Consider the following 22,621-nt stretch of genomic DNA (forward strand, 5'->3'; position numbering starts at 1 on the left):
TCGAGTCAGTCGGTGCCCGAAGCCGCGGCGATTGCCACGACACCGACGACCGTACCGATGATCACCAGCGGAAGAACTTGTTCAGCCGTCTGGGTGGCGATGAAGGGGTCTGCGGTGGTCTGCTGAGCGGCCACCGGGGCGGCTGCGGTAGCAGTGATCGCTGCGGCCGCAGCAATGATCATAAGCTTTTTCATGGTTGTCTCCAAAACTGTACAGGATTGGACGCGTCGCGCCCGACCATTTGCAACCTACACAGAATTCGTTTCCCGTTCAAATGGCAAATCACGGCCTGCATCCAAATCATCGCTGCAAGCGCATCGATGCGCGTCAAATCAGCAACACCGCGGGTAAAACGCATCACGTCCCGGTGCCTCCTCGCCGGCACCGCCTGCGAAATATGGCTTTTCTTTGTCTATTTTCAATTGGTTATAACTAAATTGCAGGTCCTTTCCGGGGCGAGCCCGGATTGAGGACATGTCGGCAACGATTCGCCAAGGGCTCGTTTTCCAAGCTATCGAAGCTGACCGGGCAAGATCGCCCGCCCCCGTCGGCAACCGCGGACCAAGGTCGCTCCGTCCGATTCCGTTTCTCCGGATGGCGCGGGGCATCCAGGAAATAGGCGCGCGGCGCCCGGATACCGTTGACCACGTCAGCCTCGCCACACCGGCCTGCCGCCGGGCAAGCCTGGTCTGTCGGAGTTGATCTGCTTGATGTGGCCTGACCGGCGGGTGTCGATCAACGCGACTTCGCCGAGTTTTGCACCGAGCGCCTGCAGGTTGTCGCCCATCATTGCGCCGTTCCACGAGCTTTTGGCCGCCAACCGGGCCAAGGTGCCCGCGAAACCGAAATGATCCTACGGCTTCCGTGTTTGTGTACATGCTGTCAACAGCTCCGGAACAGGCCGAAGGGTGCGGGACACGTCAGACATGAAATTGTTTCGTATCGCCTCTGCAAAATCGCCAACGTCCGACATGCAGGCTTTCCCTTTGCCCTCGTCCTCGTCGTCTTGAGCAAAGTCGAACGGATCGGTCGTGCGTTGCCGGTCGGGCAAGGGGCGGCTCGAGCCCGAGACATGTCCGCGCCTCGGCCGTCACATGTCACCTCCGCGACCTTGTTGAAGACTCCTTCGCCAGCGGTGACTGACCGATATCGCCTGCCTGTCCTGGGCTTGGCGGGTCAAGACGCGTGCAGACCGACGTCTTCGGCGGCGCATCTTGTCTGGAGAGAACACGCAGAATGTTGTTCCGGGTGTCGAACAGCGCCGGCGTCGGAGCCGCTGCATGACGCGCGACATCCTGCTGGAGGTCTACAACAGGATTCGAAGGACCAATCGGCCGGTTGGCTGACGTCCCGACACCGGCGGTTCAGCTGTGTGAAACGCCATTCTCCAGGCGGTAGCAACACAACGTCGATACCGGCGCCCCGCGCCGCGGCTTCGTGGAACAGGCCCCCGAGCGCCATGCCCAGGGGCGCCGACTTGATCGCCGAACGCGATAGCCAGAGGGCCGAGAGTCGCGATCCCGCTCCCTGGCACGGTGCGGCACGCACCCCCCAGGCAGGTGCCATTGTCAGAATTGGGGAGCACGCAGACCGTCAATCAACTCCGGGTCCGCCGTGGCGCCTCCGGCCAGACGAAGGACCACGCCGCTGCCGTCCTTGCGGACTTCCTCGATCCGGCTGTAGGTCTGCGCCTGCCGCGTGTCGATCAGCGCCTCGTTCTTGTAGCTCTGGACTTCGAACCGGTACGACCCGGTCGGCATCAACTCTCCGGTGTCATCCACCCCGGCCCAAAGCACCTCTTCCTGGCCGGGCGCGAGGTCGAAAGATTGGACGACGACGCCCTGCGCATCGCGCACCAACAGGGTCGCCGCGTCGGCGCCAGTGGCATAGTCCGGCCGAATCGCGACGGGGGATCCGCTGAAATGGGCAGGCGCGCGCACCAGCGCCTCCATTCCGATCCAGCTGCTGAGTTCCTGGAGCATGCTGCCGCTGAGGCTCGCGTTGACTTCGCGCAGCAGGTCGTTGGTCAACACCTGCTGCTCCACCGACGAAAAGGTCGCCAGCTGGGTGGCATAGTCCGTCGAATCGACGGGGTTCAGGGGGTCCTGGTTCTGGACCTGGACGGTCAGCATCTTGAGAAAGGTGTCGAAGTCCGAACTCAGGACCGCCTTGCTGTCCTTGGCTTCCTCGGCCGTGAGCCGCGAGGCGACCGACGCCGTGGGTGTGTTGCCGTAGAGAGGCGGGGGGGAGGCGATATCTGCCATGGTGGCTCCTAGATCCTGATGTCGAGCCCGTCGGTGACGGGCGTTGTTTCTGCCGGTTCGGGTATCGCGCGCTCGGCCGGTTCCCTGGTGAGCGCGCCGGAGCCGCCACGCGGTGTCCTGTCTTCGTTGCCGCCCCCGCTGTCGCCAAAGGTGAATGCCGCGCCGCCGTAGCCGGCGTCCGCCAGATCGCGCGCCAGCTGCTCAATGTTGCGACGCATGAGATCGAGCGTTTCGGGCCGATCCGCCGTGATGTGGACCGCGAGCCCGCTCTCCCCCGGCACCATCTGCATGCGGACCCGGCCCAGTTCTTCTGGCGCAAGCTGCAACTCGATCCCGCCATCGCGCATCCGCGCGACTCCGTCGGCAATCTGGCGCAGCACGGGCTGGGGATCCGGCCGGGCCATCGGCGCCGCGGTGTGGACCGCCGTCCCGGTTGCGTGTGCGCGCAACTCCGGAAGACCCTCGGCCGTCAGCCCCTGGGTGACCTTCGGATCCTCCAGGAGATCGGCCAGCAAAGGCGATGTCACTCGCGACATCGCTGGGCGGTCAAAGGCAGGCGTTACACCCTGAAGTGGGAGGGCCAGAGCTTGTGCATCGGCCGGTTTCGTCCGGGCAGCCTCGGTCAGCGCGGAAGGATCGGGGGCTGTTTCGACTTGGCGTTCGGACGGCGCTGCGCGGTCGCGCCGGGCCGCCTCCATCCTGAGCTGTTGGGGTGATATACCAAGGGACGCAAGAGGCGCAGCCGGGGCCGCCACCGGGGTGACCGTCGCGGCACCATCCCCTGGCGCTCGGACGGCGTATTGATCGGAGTCCCCCTCGACTGGCGGTGCGTCAGATCGAGTCCCGATCACCCGGACATGGCCAAGAACATCCGCCGCACGCGTCGGGGACGTTGGATGGACCACGCTCGGGGCGTGCTCGGGGCCTGGCCTGGCCTTGGGCGGGGGGGCTTCCAGTTCGACCGTCCGATCCAACGGCACAGGCTTCGACAAGCGCACCTCGAAGGGTTCAACTTGCTCACTGGCCTTATGGCCGGTGACGTGCGGCGGCTTGGGCACAACGGGCGTCAGCAAACCAGACGGGGCAGCGACACCCTGCGAAGACAACTCCGGCAGGGGCCGCTGGGGGGTCTCATCAGGTTCTACATGCGCGACCGGAACATCTGTCGGCGGGACGTCGGGGGTAATTCGGTTCGGCAGCATGCGTTCAGAGCGTTCCGTGGGCCCGATGTCGGTCTGGCGGAAAGGAGCCTGCGCAAGAAGACGGAGCCGTTCGCCCGAATCCATCTCGGAAGCCTCGTCAAGTCCAGGTGTCATGCCTGCGTTCCGAGGAGATGCCGGACCCGACAGAGCGGGCGCAACAGGGACGTCCGGCACGCGCTGCGGCGCGATGGAGTCCCCTCGTTTCATGGAGTGTGCAGGAACTTGGGTGCCTTCAGGCAGCCGGGCTTCCGGCGCCCGGTTTGCAAGACCTTCGACGGGACCAATGACCGTCGGAGCGGCAGCACCGGGTGTTCGCGTGCCCGCCCGTACCTGTACAGCACCCGAATGCGTCGGCGGCAGGGTTTCATGCGCGGACAACTCGCGTATCCGGAGACGGAAGATCGGCATTTCCGGACCGGTTGCCTTTGCCGGGCGAGACACGGCCGGCGGACGGGCCACGGGGGGCAATGTCCGGATTTCAGGTGCCTCCGGCGCCCGACCGTCCGCCGGAGACCGAATCGCGCGCTCTCCTGCCATATCCGTCCTGCCCAGGCCAAGCGTATCCGACGCCACTGGCGCCGGGGTCTGGGTCGTCTTCCCGGGCTCCGGGGGCGGCGTGAGTCCGGCCGGCGCTGGACCCGGCTCTCGCGCTTCGCGCCCGAGAGGTGTGGAAACAAGCGGGTCAGGGGCGCCCACGGCGGGCGTGTTCCGGCCCGCTCCGACGCCGGGATCAATGGAGAGCTGCGCCGGTTTGGTGCGTGTGGCGGCACGGTTCAGCGGCAACACGGGTTGCGCAATGCTGACTCCGGCTGGACCCGACGGGTGTGCATCGACAGGCGTGCCCCCGATCCGGTGCGGCGCGGCGCCGCCCGTGCCGGCAAACAGGGGCGCGTCCACCCGGTTTTGCCATTGCTTGCCAGTTGCCTGCCCGGGCAGCGGGTCCGGTCCTGCCCCCAGCACCGGCTCCTTGGCGGTGGTGTCGGACATTGGATGGTTGGTGTCCTGCGCTTTCGAGGACAGTCTGCCCGTGTCAGGCACATCGACCGGCCCCGCGATTTCGGGCGTTTCGGGATCGTCAGCGGACCGCGCCGGGGACATGTCGCCGATCTCATCCGGTCCCTGTTCGGCCTCGGGTGCGTCTACGGCGACACCGTCCGGATCGTCCACGTCGGGCAGGTCCGTGCCTTTGCCGGCTTGCGGTCGCTCGTCGGCCTCGGTCTCGGCGAAGAGGGTTGCGAAGTCGGTGGTCGGCTTCTGACCAGGCTTTGTTTCGGGTGCCGTCATCGCAAGGCCGAAACCCAACAGGTTGCTCAACTGGCTCAGCATGTGTGCTCCGGGAATTCTTCCACGGGGGCACCTTAGATCGCTGCTCGTTACCAGTTCTTTACCGCGATAGGGCCAAATCGGACAGAGCGAGTCGAATTGGAGAGATTGACATGGAGATTTCCACGGTCGGGGCCGGGATGGAGTCCCGCCAGGACACGGCCTTGCGCCAGGCTGCCCAGGAGCTCGAGGCCAGTTTTCTCGCCGAGATGCTGAAGGCCGCGCGTGTCGGCGAAACGCCCACATCCTTTGGCGGCGGCGAAGGCGAAGAGCAGTTCGCCTCTTTCATGCGTCTCGAACAGGCGCGCCGGATGGCCGAGGGCGGCGGCATCGGGCTCGCGGAATCGCTGTATCACGCCCTCAAGGAGAGAATGAATGACTGACAGTGCAATCACCGAACGGCTCAAGATCCTGATCGCGGCGGAACGCGAGGCGCTTCTGAAAGGCGACTTCGACCGTCTTTCCGACCTGATGGATGAAAAGCAGGGAATCGCGGAAGAGCTTGCGAACCGGCCGCTTACCCAGGGTGAACTGCAACCGCTGCGGGACGGTCTGCGTCGCAACCAGGAACTGTTCGACCATGCAATGGCTGGGCTGCGCAACGTGGCAGCCCGCCTTGGCGATCTCAACCGGGTGCGCCGGGCGACGGACACTTACGATGCGAAAGGCCGGCGCCAGACCATCGATACCCCCGCCGCGAACCGGCTCGAACGCAGAGCCTGAGCATTTGTGACAAAAGCGCTGGAACGTCGGGAGGCACATTAGGGCTCCATTAGTATTCACAGGCGAAGTTGGCCTCGCACCCCACAAGGTGGCGCAGGCCGGCAAAGGGTCCGGACTGCATACGTCAGAAAGGCGTCAGAGATGCCGCCCGCGGCAAATGCAACCGGCGCAAAGCGCCTTTTGAATAGCAAGGACACCTTATGTCTAGCATCCTGACGAACAACGGCGCCATGGTGGCGCTGCAAACGCTGAAGTCGATCAACTCCAGCCTCGCCGACACGCAGAAGGAAATCTCCACCGGCAAGCGCGTTTCGAACGCCATGGACAACTCGGCCGTGTGGGCCATTTCCAAGGTGATGGAAGCGGACGTGAAGGGCTTCAAGGGCATCTCCGACAGCCTCAACCTGGGCCAGTCCACCGTCGCCGTCGCCCGCCAGGCCGCCGAGACGACCACCGACCTCTTGACCGACATCAAGGGAAAGATCGTCGCCGCGCAGGAAGAGAACGTCGACCGTGGCAAGATCCAGACCGACATCGACGCCCTGCGCAACCAGATCGCCGCCGTCGTCGGCGCGGCGCAGTTCAACGGCCTGAACCTGCTGTCGAACACCGCAAAGACCGCGGGATCGGGCAGCATCAACGTCCTGGCGTCGCTCGACCGCTCCGCCAGCGGCGTGACCGCTTCGGATATCGGTGTCGCGAAACAGGACCTTGGAACCTCCGCGGGCTCGATCAACGTGGCCTCGGCCTCGGCGGTGGCGGTCGGTACTGACGCGCTGTCGGGTGCGGCCAACACCGCGGCCGTCGCGCTGACAGGTGCGGCCGTGCAGCCCACCACGCTGGCCGTCGTCGGCCAGGCGGCGGGCGCGGGCACCGCGGCGGTTGCCGCCGGCACCGGTTTCTCGATCGAGATCTCGGCGGGCGCAGGTGGGCTTGCCACCTTCAACACCACCGCAACCGCCGGCGCGCAGGAGATCACCTATGTCGCCCGCGACGGCGATACGGAGTCGGACGTGGCCGCGGGCCTGGTCGCGGCCTTCAACAAGTACGTCTCGGACAATTCGTCCATCACCGACGGTCTGGGCATCGCGGCGGCGGTCAGCGGCACCAGCGCAAACCAGATCAACTTCACCGGCGCCAACAACACCGGCGACAACTTCTCGGTCCAGGTGCGCAGCTATGCCACCACCGACACCACCATTGGTGGCCGGCTGGAAGCCCTGGGCAACATCGACGTCACGACCCAGGCCGGGGTGGACAGTGCCCTCACCGAAATCGAGGACCTGATCCAGACCGCCATCGACTCGGCCGCCTCCTTCGGTTCGGTCCAGGGCCGGATCTCGACCCAGCTCGACTTCGTGTCATCGCTGACCGACGCGCTGAAGTCGGGCATCGGTTCGATGGTCGATGCCGACATGGAAGAGGCCTCAGCCCGGCTGCAGGCACTTCAGGTCCAGCAGCAGCTGGGCGTGCAGGCGCTGTCGATCGCCAACCAGGCGCCGCAGTCGCTGCTGTCGCTGTTCCGCTGATCCGGAACATCGGAGGGCCGGTTCACCGGCCCTCCGGTCACCCAATTTTTGAGCAACAAAACCAGAAGGTTCTGAAGTGAACGCCCAGACACTCGCCCACAAGGCCTATTCCCAGAACGCCCGCTCGACGCAGACACCGCGCGGCACCGAATACGAGCTGATCGCCAAGGTCACGCATCGGATCAAGGCTGCGGCCGAGGCAGGACCCGGATCCTACCCGAGGCTTGTCGAAGCCCTTTCCGACAACCAGCGTCTCTGGACCGCGCTTGCGGTGGACGTGGCGGACAAAGACAACGCCCTTCCGGCGGACCTGCGGGCACGTATCTTCTATCTTGCGGAGTTCGTGCAGCAGCACACGTCGAAAGTGCTGACCAAAAAGGCGGGACTGCGGCCACTTCTGGAAATCAACGCTGCCATCCTGCGCGGATTGAGCGGCAGGAGCCCACAGAAATGAGCGGACTTGTTCTCAAGCTCGGCCCGCGAGAGCGCGTGCTGATCAATGGTGCGGTGATCGAAAACGGCGATCGGCGCAGCCGGTTGTCCATCGTCACCCCGAATGCAAACGTCCTTCGTCTGCGCGATGCGATCCATCCCGAGGAGGCGCGCACTCCGGTGCGTCGGCTGTGCTACCACGCGCAATTGATTCTGACCGGAGACGCCAGTTCGGAAGAAGCGCGGACCAAGCTGCTGCCGCGGATCGAGGAGCTGAGCCAGATCCTCGTTGATCCGGACAGTCGCCGCTTGCTGACCCAGGCGACCGACGCGCTTCTGGGCGATCAGTTCTATCAATGTCTCAAGGCACTCAGGGCCTTGATCCCGCGCGAAGACCGGCTGCTGGCAACGAGGTCGCAATGACCTACCAGCCTGTCATCGTCGGCAGCGGCCTGGTCGGGTGGCAGTTCCTGAAATCCACTCAGGACACACAGCGCACGGTCTTTGACAAATCCGCGAGCTTGACCCGCGACACGGAGTATTTCGAAGCCAACATCGGCAAGATCACCAGTGCCGAAGACCTGGTCGCCGACCGGAGATTGCGCCGCGTGGCCCTGGGTGCCTTCGGCCTCCAGGACGACATCGACAACATCTTCTTCATCCGCAAGATCCTGGACGAAGGAACATTGAATCAGGACTCGTTGGCCAACAAGATGTCCGACGACCGATACAAGGCAATGGCCAAGGCCTTTGCCTTCGACTCGCCGCTTGGGCCCGCAACGCAGGGCAGTGGCTTTGCCAAGTCCATCGTGGCGCGCTTTCGTGCGCAGGAGTTCGAGGTCGCCGTCGGGAACCAGGATGAAAGCCTGCGCCTGTCCCTGAACCTGGAGCGGGCACTGCCGGAAATCGCGGCGACAAGCAGCGCCGATGACACCAAGTGGTTCCGCGTCATGGGGACATCGCCGCTGCGGACGGTGCTGGAAACTGCGCTGGGCCTGCCGAAGGGCTTCGGTCAGCTGGACATCGACAAGCAGCTCGAGATGTTTCGAGACAAGATGCAGTCGCGCTTTGGTGTCTCGGAAATCGACGAGATCGCAGAACCCGAAGTGATGGGACGCGTCATCCAGACCTACCTGCTCCAGAATCAGATCAAGGAGAGCAGCGCGATCGGCTCGGGTCAGCTTGCACTGACCCTGCTGCAATCGATTCCCCGCCTGTCGCTCCTTCGCTGAAGGAAGCCGCGGCGTTCAGCTGCGCCGTTGCAGCGCAACCGGCCTGTTGGAGGGCGCAGGCCGTGGCTGCGGGCCCGCCTGTGCCCGCCGGAGAATCAGCTCCAGCCTCTGGAACGCCCTTTCAGGACCTGCGGTCGATTTCTCGGACAGGAAGGCGTCGAGTTCCGACCAGACCTTGATCGCCTGGTCGAGCAGCAGGTCTTCGCCTTCACGATACAAGCCTGCCCGTACCATGGTCTCGGAGCGCGCATAGGCTCCCATCAGGCTGCGGGCGCGCTGGATCAGGCCGTTTTCATGATCGTTCGCCGCTTCGGGCAGGCTGCGCGAGACCGAGCGCAAGAGGTCGATGGCCGGGAATCGCCCGCGTTCCGCGATCTGGCGGTCCAGCACGACATGACCGTCGAGCACGCCCCGCAGGATGTCCGCCACCGGTTCGTCCATGTCCGACCCGGCAACCAGCACGCTGAACACCGCGGTGATGTCTCCGGTTCCTTCGAGACCCGGGCCGGCCCGTTCGGCCAGCCGCATGATCTGGTGCGCCACGGACGGCGGGTGCCCCCGCAGGGCCGGCAGTTCGCCGGAGGCGATGGCGACCTCGCGATGCGCTTCGGCGAAGCGGGTGATCGAATCGGCCAGGTAGAGCACGTGCTGCCCCTGGTCGCGGAAATGCTCGGCGATGGTCATCGCGGCTAGCGGACAGCGCCGACGCTCCAGCGGTGACCGGTCCGACGTCGCGGCGACGACAACGCTGCGCGCCATCCCCTCCGGGCCAAGCACCGAGGTCACGAAATCCAGGACTTCGCGACCCCGCTCCCCCACGAGGGCCAGCACCACGACATCCGCCTGCATGCCCTGCGCCAATTGCGCCAGCAAGCGGGATTTGCCGACGCCTGATCCGGCAAACAGACCGATGCGCTGACCCTTCACGATGGGCAACAGCGTGTCGAATACCGCGAGCCCGGTCGACAGGCGGGCACCGAGGCGGCGGCGGGCCGCGGCGGGCGGCGGGCTGGCGCGGAACGGGCGGCGGCGTTCCCCGGGGCCAAGCGGCGCGCCGTCCAGTGGCCGACCGTAGGCATCGACCACCCGGCCGATCCAGCTGTCGCACGGCGCCAGCGTCGGCGGCCCGAGGACCGCGACCCGATCCCCGCGCGATACCCCCTCGGCCATCTCGTCCGGCAGCATGGCCACCAGGTCGTCGCGGATCCGCAGGACTTCGCCCCCCAACACCGCCCCGGGGTGCATCAGGCGCAGGCGGTCGCCTATGCAGGCGGTTTCGGCCAGCCCGCGCACCCAGATGATCGTGCCGTCCACGGCCTGGACCCGCCCGACGGCGCGCACCGGTTGCATCTGCGCGATCCGCGCCCTGAGTCCCGTAATGTCGTCGTCCATCGTTCGCTCCGTTCATTCTCCGCAAACCATATCTAAAGGAATCAGCGTTAAGCCTTGATTGAAGCAATCGAGGGAGAAGCCCCGATGTTCCAGAAACTGGACGTCTTCAGAACGGCGATGGCCATGGCGCGGCACGCAGGTCAGCAACAGGCCTACAGCGCCGAGAATATCGCACACGCCGATACGCCCGGTTACCGGGCCAAGGAAATGCCGGATTTCGCCAGCGGGCTGCGCGACGGGCTGATGGGCCAGCGCGCGACGCGTGCGGCGCACCTGAACGGCGGCACCAGCCGCAGCGCCGAAGGCGTCGAACGCCGGCAGGTGCTGGATCCCAACGGCAACACCGTGTCGCTGGAGCAGGAAATGGTGAAATCGGTCCGCGCGAAAAGCCAGCATGACCGCGCGCTCGCCATTTATCGCAGCAATCTCAACATTCTGCGCGCCAGCCTTGGCCGCGGGTAACAGGAGGTCCTGATGAGTGCATTTTCAGACGCCCTGAGTGTCACGACCACCGGGCTGGAGGCCCAGGCCGCGCGCCTGCGACTGCTGTCCGAGAACATCGCCAACGCCGACACCCCCGGCTACCGCCGCAAGACGGTTTCCTTCGAGATGGACCAGACCGGGCCAGAGGTCACCGGGGTCAAGATGGGCGACGTGCGGCTTGACCGTCGTGAGCTGACGCTGATCCACGACCCGGCGCATCCGCTGGCCGATGCCAAGGGCGATTACCGCGGCTCGAACGTGGACCTGATCATAGAGATCGCCGACGCCCGCGAGGCGCAGCGGTCCTACGAGGCCAACCTCAAGGTGTTCCAGCAAACCCGCGAGATGTCCTCCGGCCTGCTGGACCTGCTGCGCCGGTAACCCCCCTGTTTATCTAGTTGAAAGGAACACGCGATGGATGTCCGTTCGCTTTTTGCCGCACAGAAATACGCGGCGACCCGCCCTGCCCTGCAACCCGATCCGGTTGCCGCCGTCCCGCTGGAAAAGGAGGCCGCGCGCGTCGTCCAGGATTTCTCCAGCCAGCTCTACAAGGCCGAGGAAACCGCCAAGGTCGCGATGACCAGCGACGCCGATCCACATGCCCTGGTCGAGGCGCTGGCGCAGTCCGAACTCGCGGTGGAAACCGTGGTCGCCGTGCGCAACAAGGTGGTCGAAGCCTACCAGGAAATCCTGCGGATGCCGGTCTGATCCCATGCTCACCGAAGTCGTCTTTTACGACACCCTGCGCATGGGGCTGTGGATCGCCGTGGTCACCTCGGTCCCGATCCTGGCCGCCGCCCTCGTGATGGGCGTCGGGGTGGGCCTGTTCCAGGCGCTCACCTCGATCCAGGAAATGACCCTGACCTTCGTGCCCAAGCTGCTGGCCATCGTGGCCGTGTTCTGGATGTCGATGGGCTTCATGACGCAGACGCTCGTGGACTTCTTCCAGTCGCAGATCATTCCCGTCATCACCGGAGGTTGACATGGAAACCGCAGGCTATACCGCCCTCTCCCGCCAATCGAGCCTGATGCGCGAAATGCAGGTGATCGCCAACAACATCGCCAATGCCAGCACCACCGGCTATCGGCAGGAGGGCGTGCTGTTTTCGGAATACGTCTCCCGGGGGGATGGCATGGCGTCAGTGGCCATGGCGACCGGCCGGATCGGGACCACCTCCTTTGCGCAGGGCACGTTGGAGCAGACCGGCGGTCTTTACGACCTGGCCATCGAAGGCGAAGGCTTTTTCCTGATCGAGTCCCCGGACGGCCAGCGCCTGACCCGCGCCGGGGCCTTCTCGCCCAGCGCCGAGGGCACGCTGGTCACGCCGGACGGCTACCCGGTGCTGGACGAAAGCGGCGCACCGATCTTCGTGCCGCCACAGGCGCTGGACCTGGCCGTGGCCCGGGACGGCACCATCAGCAGCGACGGACTCGCCATCGGCAGAATCGGCGTCGTACGGCCTTTCGATCCACTGCAACTCGTGCGCGAAGGCGGGCAGATGTTCCGCAGCGACAACGGCTTTGAACCGGTCGAGGAACCCCGCATCATGCAGGGTTTCGTCGAAGGCTCGAACGTCGATCCGATCCTGCAGGTTGCCCGCATGGTCGAGGTCCAGAGGGCTTACGAACTGGGCCAGAGCTTCATGGAGCGCGAGGATGACCGTATCCGCGCCGCTCTGAAAACATTCGTCAAATAGGAGCGTATCATGCGTGCCCTGAAGATCGCTGCCACCGGGATGAGCGCCCAGCAAATGCGGGTCGAGGTCATCTCGAACAACCTCTCGAACATGAGCACCACGGGCTACAACGCCCGCCGCGCGGAGTTTGCCGACTTGCACTACCAGCAGATGGCGCGCGCCGGCACGGTCAGCGCGGCCGATGGCACCGTCCTGCCGACGGGCATCCAGCTGGGCCTGGGCGTCCGGCCGGCCGCCGTGTCGATGCAACTGCAACAGGGCGCGCTGTCGGCAACCGGCGGCGATCTTGACCTGGCGATCGAGGGCAACGGGTATCTCGAGGTCACGCTGCCCTCCGGTCAGTTGGGCTACACCCGCGACGGTGGACTGAAACGCACTGGCGACGGGCTGATCGTCACCTCCGAGGGTTTCCCCGTCTCGCCCGAAATCGTCATCCCCGAGGATGCGCGCAGCATCTCGATCAATGCCGATGGCGAGGTCTACGCCTATTTCGCCGACCAGCCCGAGGCGCAGCTTTTAGGCCAGTTCACGATGGCCGGGTTCTCGAATCCCAAGGGGCTTGAGGCGATCGGCTCGAACCTCTTCGTCGAAACCGAGGCCTCCGGCCCGGCGATCCAGTCGACCCCTGGGCAGGACGGGCTTGGCACGGTCAGGCAAGGGTATCTCGAGGACAGTTCGGTCGATGCGGTCCGGGAAATCACCGACCTGATCGAGGCGCAGCGCGGCTATGAGCTGAACTCCAAGGTGATCTCGGCGGCGGACCAGATGATGGGCGCCACGGTACAGGTGCGCTGATGCGCTGGATCCTGGCCCTGGCCCTGCTGCCGACGGCAGCCCTGTCCGAAAGCGTCGTGGCGACGCGGACGATCCGACCGCAGGAAATCATCTCCGCCGATGCGGTCCGGCTCGACCCCACCCAGGTCAACGGCGCTTATGCCACGCTCGACGCCGTGGTCGGACAGGAGGCTCGGGTCGCGATCTATCCCGGCCGCGTGGTCCTGCGCGGATCGGTCGGCGAGCCGGCCCTGGTGGACCGCAACCAGGCGGTCGAGCTGATCTACGAGGTCGGCGGCCTGACGATCCGGGCCGAAGGCCGCGCGCTGGCTCGCGGCGCGGTGGGCGAGCGGATCCGCGTGATGAACTCGGATTCGCGCACCGTGCTGTTCGGCACGGTCGCCTCGAACGGCAGCATCATGGTGAGCAGATGAGGACAGGAATGCTGAGAAAATTCTGTGTGACCGGTTTGCTTTTGGTCTCCGTCGCCTGTGGGCGGGTCGATCACCTGGGCAAGACGCCGGACTTCACGCCGGACACGAGCAGCCCGGAACGCGTGGCGATGATCGCCTCCGGCCTGCCCCAGGACACCACGCCGCGCCGCAGCTCCGATCGCGCCTCGCTGTGGAGCGGGGGGCAGACTTCGCTTCTGGGTGACCGGCGTGCGGTCAAGCGGGGCGACATCATGACGGTCGTCATCGAGATCGACGAAAGCGCGGAGATCAAGAACAAGACCGCGCGGTCGCGGTCCGGGTCCGAAAGCCTTGGCATTCCGGCTCTTTTCGGGATCCCGCAGCGGATCAACCAGGGGATCACTGATGGCGCCAGCCTGGATGACGCGGTGTCGATCAAGTCCTCGAGCGACTCCAGCGGCGATGGATCGGTACGGCGGAGCGAGAGCCTGACCCTGCGCATCGCGGCCACCGTGACCGATGTTCTGCCGAACGGCGTCCTGTCGATCGAAGGCAGCCAGGAGGTTCGGGTCAACTTCGAACTGCGCGAGCTGCTGATCACGGGCTACGTGAGGCCGCAGGATATCTCGCGCCAGAACGAGATCACCTACGACAAGATCGCGTCGGCCCGGATCTCCTATGGCGGCCGTGGGCAGATCACCGACGTCCAGCAACCCAGGATCGGCCAGCAAGCGCTGGACATGGTCCTGCCGTTCTGAGGACAGGGTATGTTACGCAAACTGCTTCCAATTCTGCTCGCGCTTGTCGGCACCGGAGCCGGTGTCGGCGCCGGGCTTTTCCTGATGCCCAAGGGCGAGGAAAGCCATGTCGCGTCCGAGACGCATGACGATCCGCACGCCGAGACCGACAAGGCCGACCCGCATGCCGCCGCTGAACCGGCGAAATCGGACGACCACGATGGCGACACCAACGAATACGTCAAGCTGAACAACCAGTTCGTGATTCCGATCATGGGGTCGAAACGCGTCGAAGCCCTGGTCGTGGCCTCTCTCAGCGTCGAGGTCACGGTCGGCAAGTCGCAAACCGTCTACCAGCGCGAACCGAAACTCCGCGACGTGTTTCTCCAGGTCATGTTCGATCACGCCAATATCGGCGGTTTCGAGGGGTCCTTTACCGCCGGGGAGCGAATGGACATCCTGCGCAGCGCGTTGCTGGATGCGGCGAGGTCGGTGTTGGGCGCGGACGTGAAGGACGTGCTGATCACCGAGATCGCCCGGCAGGACGCCGCCTGATTTCACCACGATCTCCCGGACCCCGCGCGCCAAGCCCCCCTTGCCATCCCGCTTTTGCGGGATGGCCTTTGCGTTTGCCTGGCCGTTGGCCACCCGGTTGACGGGTTACAACAGTCCCTGATCCCGCCCGGTCCGCAGAACCCCGATCGCTTCGATGGCATCCGCCTCGGCCTTGAGCCTGCGCAGGCGCTTCTGCCGGGTTTCGTCCTCGACCAGGCTGCGCGCCGCTTCGGAGCGGGAAAAGGCGGTCCGGGCTCGCGCCAGGCTGTCGGCCTGCTGCGCCCGCGCCATGGCGGTGCGACGCAGGATGTCCGCCCGCTTTGCCACCAGCCAGCCCTGCCACAGCGCATCGGCACCCAGGACCTGGCGGGCCCCGATGGCTCCCGCATCGGCCTGCGCGGCACGTCGCAGATCGTCGATCCCGGCCAGCTCGGCCGCGAGCCGGGCGCTTTCCGCGAGGTTGCGGCGGTGTGCTTCGAGATCCCGCTCGAGCAGAAGGTCCGAGGCCTCGGCAAGGTCGTCGTACCGGGTTTTCACCATCTCTTCCTTTCGGCTTTCTTGCGCATCTTGTCGGCAAACCGGATCGCGGCGGCCACCGGGCGATAGTGATCGGCCGAGATCTCCTGGCCGATCCGTGTCGTGGCATAAAGGGCGCGTGCCGTCGGCGGATCGGAGTGGATCGGCACGCCGGCTTCCTGCGCCTTGGCACGGATCCGGGCGGCGGCCTCGTCCTGCCCCTTGGCCACGCAGACCGGGGCGGACCCGGGCATCCGGCTCCACTGCAGGGCAACGGCGAAATGCGTCGGGTTCACGATGATCACGTCGGCCTTGGGGACATCGGTCATCATCTGGTTGAGCGCCAGTTCCTGGGCGCGCATCCGGCGATGCTGCTTGAGATAGGGGTCGCCCTCGGACTCCTTCATCTCGTCCCGAAGCTCCTTCATGGTCATGCGGTTCTTGCGGATGTGTTCCGCGCGCTGCCAGAAGACGTCGATGCCGCCGATCACCACGGCGATCAGCACCACGATCAGCAGGAAATGCTGCATCAGGTCGAGCATGAGCAGGATGGCTTCGGAGGGGGTGCCCAGGATGGACCCGGTGATCACATCCAACTGCCCGCGCAGGAAGACGGCCAGCAGGATCGAGTAGACACACAGCTTGACGAAGCTTTTCAGGAACTCGAACAGCCCCTTGCGGCCGAACTTGTTCTTGGCGTTCTCGATCGGGTTGATCCGCGAGGCTTTTGGCGCCAGCTTGGACCCGGTAAAGGCGAGGCCCCGGGAGGCGAACAGCGTCACCAGGACGAGCAGACCCGGGGCCAGAAGAAAGGGCATCGCCGGTGTCAGTCCGGCCGCGATGACCGACCCTGCGGCAGCCGACGCCGGTTCGTGAAAAAAGAGCGCCTCGAGGCGGTCCGGTTGTTCGATCAGGGGCAGCAGCGCCTCGCCGAAGTGGGTGAGGCTCAGACCCCCGACCGCAGCCATGGTGAGCAGCAGACCCAGGTAGGTCATGGCGGTCAGCAGGTCGGTGGCGCGCGGGATTTCGCCTTTCTTGCGCGCCTCGTCCAGCTTGCGCTGGGATGGTTCGTGGCTCTTTTCGGCGGCTTCGTCCTGGTCCGACATGGTCTGTTACCGGAACGGGACGGCGAGGAAGGCCTCGAAGGCCTGCAACCAGGCCGACAGCATGATTGGCGCCGACACCAGCAACAGCGCGATCGCGCCGAAGGTGATCACCGGGGCGCCGACAAAGGCGACCATGAGTTGTGGCATCGCCTTGTTGATGACGCCCAGGGTCAGGTTGTAGACCACCGACAGGATGACAAAGGGCGCGGCCAGGCTGAAGGCCAGCGCAAAGGACCGGGAGATCTGGTCCCTGCCGGCCTCGGCGATGTCGGCGGGATTGGGGAACTGCAGGGCGGGCATCAGCTCGTAGGACAGAACGAGGAACGCCGCGGCCTTCACGTGGAAACCGGTCGCCATCAGGAGCGCGAGGGCGGCCATCGTCAGGATGTGGCCGATCGCCGGCAAGGGGTCGAGCCCGGACTGGCCCAGCAGCTGCGACAGCGACGTGGACTGCGCCGCGATCGCCCCGGCCGTCTGGATCGCGATGATGAAGAACCGCAGGGCGATTCCGAGGAAAAGGCCGGTCAGGGTTTCGGTGCCCAGCGCCAGGAGAAAGCTGCCCAGTCCGGGCGGCGGAAGCTGGAGATCGGCGGCCACCGCGGGGGTGACGACGACCGTCAACAGGATGGCGAGGACGAGTTGTACGCGCACCGAGATCAACTTTTCCCCGAACCCCGGAAGAGCCGCAAGCGCGGCGCCGATCCGCAGGAACACCACGAGACTGGCCCAGAGGCTGTCGGAGAGCAGGTCGATCACCGGTTGCAGGGCGATCATGCTGCAACCACGCCGACCAGCGCCGGGCGGGCTTCGAGGCCGATTTCCTCGTAGGACATGACCGGTGTCGTCAACCCCTTGGCCACCATGACCGTGCGCAGGAAGCGTCGCCGGCGAGACGATGTGATGATGGCCGGAGACACGCCGCGGTTGCCGGCCTCGCCGATCGTCTTGGCCAGGCCACGGGTCAGCGTCTCGAACTTGTCCGGCGGAAGCGCCACGTCCAGCGCGCCGTGGCTGCCCTCGACCTGATAGGCGAGGAAGGTCTCCTCCCACTCCGGCGCAAGTTGCACCAGCGGGATCGTTCCGTCGTCGCGGCGCAGGCCGGCCACCAACTGGAAACCCAGCCGCTGACGGACGTGTTCGCAGATCGCCTCAGGCTGGTTCTGCTGACCGCGCATCTCGGCGATGGTCTCGAGGATCAGCGGGACGTTGCGGATGGAGACCTGTTCGTCGAGCAGCAGGCGCAGCACCTGGTGCAGCGTGTCGATCTGCACCTTGTCGGGGATGAGCTCGTCAAGCAGTTTGCGGTTCGCCTCGGCGCGCGCGACGTTGCTCAGGGACACCAGTTCGTCCAGCAGGCGGCGCAGCGCCTTGAGCGTCAGCAAGCGGCCAAAGTTGCGGCGGATGATCTCCAGCAGATGGGTGGCAAGCACTTCGGTCGGGGTGACGATGGTGGCGCCGGTGATCGAGGCCTTTTCCTGGTCCTCGGGGCGGATCCAGCGGGCCGGTGCGCCGTAGACCGGTTCGGTCACGTCGCGCCCCTGCGGCAGGCTGCCGCTGATTTCCGGCATCAGGGCCAGCACGAAGTCCGGGTTGAGATCGCCACGCGCCATTTCGACCCCGTGAATCCGGATCACGTAGGTTCCGGTCGGCAGCGCGGGTGCGTCGGTCAGCCGGATTTCGGGCAGGATCAGGCCGAAATGAGACGCGATGTGGTTGCGCATGTTGGCAATCCGCACGTCCAGCCCGGTCCCCGGGTCCAGGACCATGTTGACGAGATCGGGCGCGAACTCGACATGGATGTCATCGAGATCCAGCACGTCTCCCATGTGCTGGGGTTTCGGGCGTGTTTCCTCGGCCTCATCCGTTTCGTGATCGTCTTTCGGCTCCGGGCGCCTGGCAAGCCACCAGGCCGTTGCTCCCAGGATGCCTGCCCCCAGGATGAACGGCAGGAAGGGCAAACCGGGCACAAGGGCGAACAGGCCCATCAGGATCGCGACCGCCATCAGCGCCGGCGGATACCGTCCCAGCTGTGTGGCAAGCGCGACATCTGTGGCGCCCGTCGCGCCACCGCGCGCCAGCAGCAGACCCGCCGCGATCGAGATGATCACCGCGGGGATCTGCGTGACCAGACCGTCGCCCACCGTGAGAATCGCGTAGGTTTCAAAAGCATCGTACAGCGGCATGTCGTGCACGACCGCGCCCATGATGATGCCCATGACGAGGTTGAGCGCGGTGATCAGCAAGCCGGCAACGGCATCACCCTTGACAAACTTCGACGCCCCGTCGAGTGACCCGAAAAAGGTGGTTTCCTGCTGTTCGATCTCGCGCCGACGCTTGGCTTCGGCGTGGTCGATGGCGCCGGCCGACATGTCGGCGTCGATCGCCAGCTGTTTTCCGGGCATCCCGTCCAGCGCGAACCGGGCAGAGACCTCTGCCATTCGGGCGGAGCCCTTGGTGATCACGGCGAAGTTCACGATCATCAGCACGCCAAAGACGACGAGGCCGAGGAAGATACTTCCATCCATCACGAAACTTGCAAAGCCCTCGATGACTTCGCCGGCTGCGCCCGTTCCGGTATGTCCCTGGCCGATGATCAGCTTGGTCGAACTGACGTTCAGCGACAGCCGCAGCATCAGCGAGGTGAGAAGGATCGTCGGGAAGGCCGAGAAGTCGAGCGGCCGTTCGATGAACAACGTGACGGTGAAGATCAGGATGGCGAGACCGAAAGACACCGCGAGACCGACGTCGAGGACCCAGGACGGCATCGGCAGAATCATCATGACGATGACGGCCATAAGGGCAAAGGCCATCAGGACCGTCGGCTGGAACAGGGCCGATGTCTTCATGATCTTTGCTCAAGGCAGGACGCGAACAGAAGACATTGTGGCGCGGCGTCGCGTGTATCAACCCTGTCGGTCAACCGTTCCGCGACATCCAGCCAGCGCACGCGTCTGATCGATACCGGACCACCCGTCCGGTCACCGGGAAACATTGCCATTTCTTGGCCTCTTCACACGTTCTGCGAGTGTCTTCTGGATAGGTCCCAATGGTTTAGAAAGCGTAACCACCTTCAGTCTTCCGGGATCGCCGTTGCGTCCAACAAGGCGCGCAGCGTTTCCCTCGTTTCCGCGCTCGCTTCGGACAGCAGGTCCACCGCGCCAAGCCCCTCGGTTCTCGGGTCTGGCACGGTGTCTTCCCGAGTCATGAGGTCCGCCGCGGGCGCGAAGGCGCTTTCGGTCTGGGCGATGTCGGCCCAGTCACCTGACAGCCACGCCGCATTCAACGCTTCCTCACGATCGCCAAGACGAGAGTAGAGACCCTTTGAAAACGCGTGATCGCCCATCTGCTTTCTGGCCTCGGCGCGCAGCAGGGACACAGCATCGCCACGTTGTCCGATCAGGATGATCTCCGCCTCTTCGGGACGGCCGAGCGAAAGAAGCGCCTCGGCGCGCGCGATGCGCATGTCGGACGGATTTCCCGGCTCCGCGAAGGACGCCAGAAGATCAAGGGAAACCTCCGGCAGTCCAAGGCCGGTCAGCCGCCGCGCGGATTGCACCACCAGCGTCTCGTTTTCCGGCAGTACGCCCTCCCGGATCGACCGGGTAGAATGCCGCAGGAAGGTGACATCGTCAGCCCGTTCGACCAGTGCCTTCAAGGCCGTCTGTTGCGTTGCCTTCACCAGAACCTCGGGAATGCCCTCAGCAGTCCCCAGGTCCGCAAAGGCGGCATCGAAATCGCCGTTCACCAGTTGCGATCGAACATGCGCTTCCCAGAGCTTCCGGCCGTCGTCGCTGTTGCGAAGTTCCGTGGCAAAAGCCTCGGACAGTTCCACGATTCGTTGCGGGACCCGCGTGTCGCTGGCGTCCGCAAGATCGACGGAAGCAGCGACGGCCAAGGCGGCTTCTGGGCCACCGTTGACCGAAAGGTCGTGCAACCGCCGGCTCGCCTCATCGAGATCCCCGTCTTTCAGGGCCAACTGCGCCTTTCCAAGAGCGATTTCATCGGTTTCCCGCCCTTCCATCCGCTGCAGTCGCCGCAGGACTTCGCGGGCCGCATTCGGATACCCGTAGGCCGACAGTTGTTCGGCAAGGACGGGTCCGAGGAAGGAGCGCAAGTGCTTGGGCAGGGCTTCGAAGCTGCGCAACAGGGCTGGTTCGTTCAAGAGCGAGATGTCCGAGCGTTGTTGCGCGGAAAGCGCCGACCAGAGGGCGGCCGCGCTGTCACACTCCGACTGTCCGGCGAACACGTGATCCGGATCGGCTCCGCCTTCGACCAGGTATGTCAGGGCACGCAGGGTAGTGTCCGGCGCATCGGAGCCGAGCGCCAGTACGGCGCGCGCTTCGGCGCCAAACCCGAAATGGACGAGGGCGCGCGCGTAGTCTTCCACGGCACTTTCATCGATCCGGTCGAATTCGCCGAAGACCGCACCGCGGCGATGCGCCAGGACCTTGCTTGGCGATGCATCGGCATCGACCCACTCAGACAGCGACAACATCTGCCCCGGCAGACAGCTGTCAGAGCCGATGGAAATATGCCCGTCTTGAAGAGTTTGATGATCGAGCGACGAGAGGCCGGCGGCCAACTGGCGTGCCAGGCTGCCGTCCTCCGGTTGATCATCCTCGCGGGGAGGCTCCGTGGTCTCTTGCGGGTCCCGGTCCGGCGCGGATACCGGCACGGGCCGGACCGCGGGATCGAGCAGGCCGACCGTCGCCGCAATGGCGAGATCCGCCGCGATCTGTCCGCCAAGCGCCGCCGCTTGCATCGATCCCGGATCAGGACGCGCCGCGATCGCCCCGGCGGGATCCTCGGCGTCGATCTGGCCAGACAGCAGCGGAAGCGAAGGGTCCCGAACAGGCTCGGGACCAAGACCAGGGAACGCGCCGATGCGGACGTCCGTGAAATCTCCGACCAGTTGCGATGGCGGGGCGATGTCCTGTTTCGCTCCGTCCGGCAACCGTGTCACCTCCGCAGGTTCGAGCGGGCGATCCGATGGGGCGACATCGATCACCAGCATGTTGCGCTGCAGGACAAAGGCCTCGGCATCGCAATGGCAGGCCAACGAGATCTCCAGTCCATGGCCGTCCTTGGCCGGTGCCAGGCCGGCGATCCGCTCCGTCCCGATCCGTTCGAACACGCTCGACGTGTCGAAGACCAGCTTGTCGGAGCCGAACGTCAAGGCGAGCTTTCGCGCGGAATGGTCAGACGCCAGGTTCCACTCCGTGCCGGGCGGAATCGTGAGGACAAGCCTGGTAAACCTCCCGTGCTCGCCGCTGCGCACCGGGACGGACTGCGCCACGAGGCTTGCCGGCCACAGGCAGAGGACTGCAAGAGCGATCCAGCGGGTCATCATGCGGCCTCCTGTTTGACCGACTTCAGCGCCTCCTCGAGGTCTTCGAAGCTGGGGCGGTAATGATCCGGCGTATTCTGCCGCCCGACCTCGATGCAGATGTTGGTTGCATGGTTGTGCAGATTGGCCACCAGAACCTCCCGGATCAGGTGATAGAAGTGCAGGTCCTCCTCGGCGACGGTCTTGACCTTGGCCGAGAAGGGGCCGACCAGGCCATAGGCCAGGAATACGCCAAGGAAGGTACCCACCAGGGCGCCGCCGATCAGCTTGCCCAGGACCTCCGGGGGCTGGTCGATCGAGGCCATGGTCTTGATTACGCCCAGCACGGCGGCAACAATCCCGAGAGCCGGCAGCGCGTCCGCCATGGACTGCAGCGCGTGGCTGGAATGCAGCGCGTGGTGCTGCATCGCCTCCAGCCGCTTGTCTAGCACCTCCTCGACCTGGTGCGGGTCGTCGTAGTTCATCGAGACAGACCGCATGGTGTCGCAGATCAACTCGATCGCGTACCTGTCCGCGAGGATCTTGGGGTACTTGCCGAAGATGTTGGACTCCGACGGCGTCTCCACGTGTTCCTCGATCGCAACGGGGTTCTGCCGTGCCAGGCGGATCAGCTCGAACAACAGGCACAGCAGATCGCGGTAGTCCTGCGGTTTCCACTTGGCGCCCTTGAAGACCTTGCCGATGTCCTTGAGCGATTTCTTGACCGTGGCCCCGTCGTTGCTGATCATGAAGGCGCCCGCCGCCGCACCGCCGATCATCATGAATTCGAACGGCAGCGCCTTGAGAATGATCCCCAGCTTGCCGCCAGCGGCCAGGTAGCCGCCGAACACCATGGCGAAAATCACCACGATACCAATGATTCCAAGCATGTCGCTCTCCGATGCAATAGCGCTGCC

The 22,621-nt window shown here is 65.1% G+C and carries 27 protein-coding genes; 15 read left to right on the top strand and 12 right to left on the bottom strand.

Annotated features, from left to right (window positions below):
- Positions 1–5: 5 nt before the first annotated feature.
- The 5 genes from MAA8898_RS25640 to MAA8898_RS00860 all read right to left on the bottom strand — a co-directional run bounded on the left by MAA8898_RS25640 (position 6) and on the right by MAA8898_RS00860 (position 4,792).
- Positions 6–194, bottom strand: a complete 189-nt coding sequence (locus MAA8898_RS25640) for a hypothetical protein (protein ID WP_141194757.1) — start codon at positions 192–194, stop codon at positions 6–8.
- Positions 191–361: a hypothetical protein gene (locus tag MAA8898_RS26090; RefSeq protein WP_176445031.1), complete on the bottom strand. Its 171-nt coding sequence runs from the start codon at positions 359–361 to the stop codon at positions 191–193. Before MAA8898_RS26090 ends, MAA8898_RS25640 begins: the two co-directional genes overlap by 4 nt.
- Positions 362–649: 288 nt before the next feature.
- Positions 650–790 carry a hypothetical protein gene (locus MAA8898_RS26095; RefSeq protein WP_176445032.1) on the bottom strand — a complete coding sequence of 47 codons (141 nt, stop codon included), beginning with the start codon at positions 788–790 and terminating at the stop codon, positions 650–652.
- A gap of 778 nt (positions 791–1,568) precedes the next feature.
- Positions 1,569–2,264: a flagellar hook capping FlgD N-terminal domain-containing protein gene (locus MAA8898_RS00855; protein ID WP_094019076.1), complete on the bottom strand. Its 696-nt coding sequence runs from the start codon at positions 2,262–2,264 to the stop codon at positions 1,569–1,571.
- Between the two features lie 8 nt (positions 2,265–2,272).
- Positions 2,273–4,792, bottom strand: coding sequence for a flagellar hook-length control protein FliK (locus MAA8898_RS00860; RefSeq protein ID WP_094019077.1), 2,520 nt, complete (start codon positions 4,790–4,792; stop codon positions 2,273–2,275).
- Positions 4,793–4,902: 110 nt separating this feature from the next.
- Between MAA8898_RS00860 and MAA8898_RS00865 the strand changes: the two genes are divergently transcribed.
- From MAA8898_RS00865 to MAA8898_RS00890, 6 genes are all read left to right on the top strand, one after another.
- Entirely contained in the window at positions 4,903–5,172 is a 270-nt protein-coding gene (locus MAA8898_RS00865) for a rod-binding protein (protein ID WP_094019078.1), read from the top strand.
- Positions 5,165–5,512 (top strand): hypothetical protein, encoded by a 348-nt coding sequence (locus MAA8898_RS00870; protein WP_094019079.1) that lies wholly within the window; start codon positions 5,165–5,167, stop codon positions 5,510–5,512. The genes MAA8898_RS00865 and MAA8898_RS00870 overlap by 8 nt, the downstream gene beginning before the upstream one ends.
- Positions 5,513–5,712: 200 nt before the next feature.
- Positions 5,713–7,041, top strand: a complete 1,329-nt coding sequence (locus tag MAA8898_RS00875) for a flagellin N-terminal helical domain-containing protein (RefSeq protein ID WP_094019080.1) — start codon at positions 5,713–5,715, stop codon at positions 7,039–7,041.
- 76 nt (positions 7,042–7,117) lie between these two features.
- Complete coding sequence (gene flaF, locus MAA8898_RS00880; protein ID WP_094019081.1) at positions 7,118–7,495, top strand: flagellar biosynthesis regulator FlaF; 378 nt, start codon at positions 7,118–7,120, stop codon at positions 7,493–7,495.
- Positions 7,492–7,896 carry a flagellar biosynthesis repressor FlbT gene (gene flbT, locus MAA8898_RS00885; protein ID WP_094019082.1) on the top strand — a complete coding sequence of 135 codons (405 nt, stop codon included), beginning with the start codon at positions 7,492–7,494 and terminating at the stop codon, positions 7,894–7,896. The genes flaF and flbT overlap by 4 nt, the downstream gene beginning before the upstream one ends.
- A complete protein-coding gene (locus tag MAA8898_RS00890; RefSeq protein WP_094019083.1) occupies positions 7,893–8,705 on the top strand; it encodes a DUF1217 domain-containing protein in 813 nt (270 codons plus the stop codon). The genes flbT and MAA8898_RS00890 overlap by 4 nt, the downstream gene beginning before the upstream one ends.
- 15 nt (positions 8,706–8,720) lie before the next feature.
- Here the strand turns inward: MAA8898_RS00890 and MAA8898_RS00895 are convergent, their stop codons facing one another.
- A complete protein-coding gene (locus MAA8898_RS00895; RefSeq protein WP_094019084.1) occupies positions 8,721–10,097 on the bottom strand; it encodes a FliI/YscN family ATPase in 1,377 nt (458 codons plus the stop codon).
- 84 nt (positions 10,098–10,181) lie between these two features.
- Between MAA8898_RS00895 and MAA8898_RS00900 the strand changes: the two genes are divergently transcribed.
- Genes MAA8898_RS00900 through MAA8898_RS00940 form a run of 9 tightly spaced genes read left to right on the top strand, consistent with a single transcriptional unit; the run spans position 10,182 to position 14,756 of the window.
- Positions 10,182–10,559, top strand: coding sequence for a FlgB family protein (locus tag MAA8898_RS00900; RefSeq protein WP_094019085.1), 378 nt, complete (start codon positions 10,182–10,184; stop codon positions 10,557–10,559).
- 12 nt (positions 10,560–10,571) lie between these two features.
- Positions 10,572–10,961 carry a flagellar basal body rod protein FlgC gene (flgC, locus tag MAA8898_RS00905; RefSeq protein ID WP_094019086.1) on the top strand — a complete coding sequence of 130 codons (390 nt, stop codon included), beginning with the start codon at positions 10,572–10,574 and terminating at the stop codon, positions 10,959–10,961.
- 33 nt (positions 10,962–10,994) lie between these two features.
- Positions 10,995–11,288 carry a flagellar hook-basal body complex protein FliE gene (gene fliE, locus MAA8898_RS00910; RefSeq protein ID WP_094019087.1) on the top strand — a complete coding sequence of 98 codons (294 nt, stop codon included), beginning with the start codon at positions 10,995–10,997 and terminating at the stop codon, positions 11,286–11,288.
- 4 nt (positions 11,289–11,292) lie between these two features.
- On the top strand, positions 11,293–11,562 hold the full coding sequence (locus MAA8898_RS00915) for a flagellar biosynthetic protein FliQ (protein WP_094019088.1): 270 nt from the start codon (positions 11,293–11,295) through the stop codon (positions 11,560–11,562).
- A 1-nt stretch (position 11,563) separates the two neighbouring features.
- Positions 11,564–12,277, top strand: a complete 714-nt coding sequence (locus MAA8898_RS00920) for a flagellar hook-basal body complex protein (protein ID WP_094019089.1) — start codon at positions 11,564–11,566, stop codon at positions 12,275–12,277.
- A gap of 9 nt (positions 12,278–12,286) precedes the next feature.
- Positions 12,287–13,072, top strand: coding sequence for a flagellar basal-body rod protein FlgG (flgG, locus tag MAA8898_RS00925; protein ID WP_094019090.1), 786 nt, complete (start codon positions 12,287–12,289; stop codon positions 13,070–13,072).
- Positions 13,072–13,485 carry a flagellar basal body P-ring formation chaperone FlgA gene (gene flgA, locus MAA8898_RS00930; protein WP_094019091.1) on the top strand — a complete coding sequence of 138 codons (414 nt, stop codon included), beginning with the start codon at positions 13,072–13,074 and terminating at the stop codon, positions 13,483–13,485. Before flgG ends, flgA begins: the two co-directional genes overlap by 1 nt.
- Complete coding sequence (gene flgH / locus MAA8898_RS00935; protein WP_094019092.1) at positions 13,482–14,222, top strand: flagellar basal body L-ring protein FlgH; 741 nt, start codon at positions 13,482–13,484, stop codon at positions 14,220–14,222. The genes flgA and flgH overlap by 4 nt, the downstream gene beginning before the upstream one ends.
- A gap of 9 nt (positions 14,223–14,231) precedes the next feature.
- A complete protein-coding gene (locus MAA8898_RS00940) occupies positions 14,232–14,756 on the top strand; it encodes a flagellar basal body-associated FliL family protein (protein ID WP_094019093.1) in 525 nt (174 codons plus the stop codon).
- Positions 14,757–14,861: 105 nt separating this feature from the next.
- Here MAA8898_RS00940 and MAA8898_RS00945 read toward each other — a convergent pair whose 3' ends face one another.
- From MAA8898_RS00945 to motA, 6 genes are all read right to left on the bottom strand, one after another.
- Positions 14,862–15,296: a hypothetical protein gene (locus tag MAA8898_RS00945; protein ID WP_094019094.1), complete on the bottom strand. Its 435-nt coding sequence runs from the start codon at positions 15,294–15,296 to the stop codon at positions 14,862–14,864.
- On the bottom strand, positions 15,290–16,378 hold the full coding sequence (locus MAA8898_RS00950; RefSeq protein ID WP_094019095.1) for an EscU/YscU/HrcU family type III secretion system export apparatus switch protein: 1,089 nt from the start codon (positions 16,376–16,378) through the stop codon (positions 15,290–15,292). Before MAA8898_RS00950 ends, MAA8898_RS00945 begins: the two co-directional genes overlap by 7 nt.
- Before the next feature lie 6 nt (positions 16,379–16,384).
- Positions 16,385–17,152 (bottom strand): flagellar biosynthetic protein FliR, encoded by a 768-nt coding sequence (locus MAA8898_RS00955; RefSeq protein ID WP_094019096.1) that lies wholly within the window; start codon positions 17,150–17,152, stop codon positions 16,385–16,387.
- A complete protein-coding gene (gene flhA / locus MAA8898_RS00960) occupies positions 17,149–19,224 on the bottom strand; it encodes a flagellar biosynthesis protein FlhA (RefSeq protein WP_094019097.1) in 2,076 nt (691 codons plus the stop codon). The genes MAA8898_RS00955 and flhA overlap by 4 nt, the downstream gene beginning before the upstream one ends.
- A gap of 224 nt (positions 19,225–19,448) precedes the next feature.
- A complete protein-coding gene (locus tag MAA8898_RS00965; protein ID WP_141194758.1) occupies positions 19,449–21,725 on the bottom strand; it encodes a hypothetical protein in 2,277 nt (758 codons plus the stop codon).
- Entirely contained in the window at positions 21,725–22,594 is an 870-nt protein-coding gene (gene motA, locus MAA8898_RS00970) for a flagellar motor stator protein MotA (protein WP_094019099.1), read from the bottom strand. Before motA ends, MAA8898_RS00965 begins: the two co-directional genes overlap by 1 nt.
- Positions 22,595–22,621: the final 27 nt, after the last annotated feature.

Source organism: Antarctobacter aquimaris, assembly GCF_900184945.1.
In the GTDB taxonomy this organism is placed as follows: domain Bacteria; phylum Pseudomonadota; class Alphaproteobacteria; order Rhodobacterales; family Rhodobacteraceae; genus Maliponia; species Maliponia aquimaris.